Source organism: Streptomyces daghestanicus (assembly GCF_020521275.1).
Taxonomy (GTDB): domain Bacteria; phylum Actinomycetota; class Actinomycetes; order Streptomycetales; family Streptomycetaceae; genus Streptomyces; species Streptomyces griseoviridis.
The window spans coordinates 17,294-17,878 of the sequence record NZ_BNDX01000009.1; the positions used below are offsets into that span (position 1 = coordinate 17,294).

Below are 585 nucleotides of genomic sequence, written 5' to 3' on the forward strand. Positions count from 1 at the left end.
TGTTGGTTGGCTCGCGAAGCGGTGGCACGTGCCGTCCGCGGACCTGAGCGCGGGAGGAGTGAGTCGATGTCCACGCCGTTCGACGAGCAGATCGAGCAACTGCAGGAGACCTACCGCACACAGCTGGCCCAGATCTCCGATCTCCAGCGCCGTATGCGCGAGGTCTCCGCCACCGCGACCGCCAAGGCGCAGGCGATGAAGGTCACCGTCGGGCCCCAGGGCGAACTGCTGTCGGTCGAGTTCCCGACCAACGCCTACCGCCGCATGACCCCCAAGGAACTCGCCGACCTGATGGTCTCCACCGTCCAGGACGCGCGGGCCAAGGCCACCGCCGAACTGGCCAAGGTGCTCACCCCGCACCTGCCCGGGGACGTGGACGCCGAGCACCTGCTGAAGGGCACGGCCGACGTCGGCACGCTGCTGCCGAGCGAGCCGGCCATGCCGGACGCCGTGCGCCAGTACCTGGAGCGGGGACAGCTCGCCCCGGACACGGGGCAGGGGCCGGGGATCGCCCGCCGCTGACCCCGCCGTTCGTTCTTCCCCGTCCGTCCGCCGTCTCTCTGTTTCGCCCTTGGAGCGTGTCCC

General features: G+C 70.6%; 1 protein-coding gene. It reads left to right on the forward strand.

Going from position 1 to position 585, the window contains the following annotated elements; translation table 11 throughout:
* Window positions 1–66 precede the first annotated feature (66 nt).
* Window positions 67–522 carry a YbaB/EbfC family nucleoid-associated protein gene (locus Sdagh_RS18390; RefSeq protein ID WP_189422238.1) on the forward strand — a complete coding sequence of 152 codons (456 nt, stop codon included), beginning with the start codon at window positions 67–69 and terminating at the stop codon, window positions 520–522.
* The last annotated feature ends 63 nt before the right edge of the window (window positions 523–585 follow it).

What these genes read in the sequence shown, in the direction of transcription:
- Sdagh_RS18390 (WP_189422238.1), top strand. Translation starts at nt 67, where the DNA reads ATGTCCACGCCGTTCGACGAGCAGATCGAGCAACTGCAGGAGACCTAC.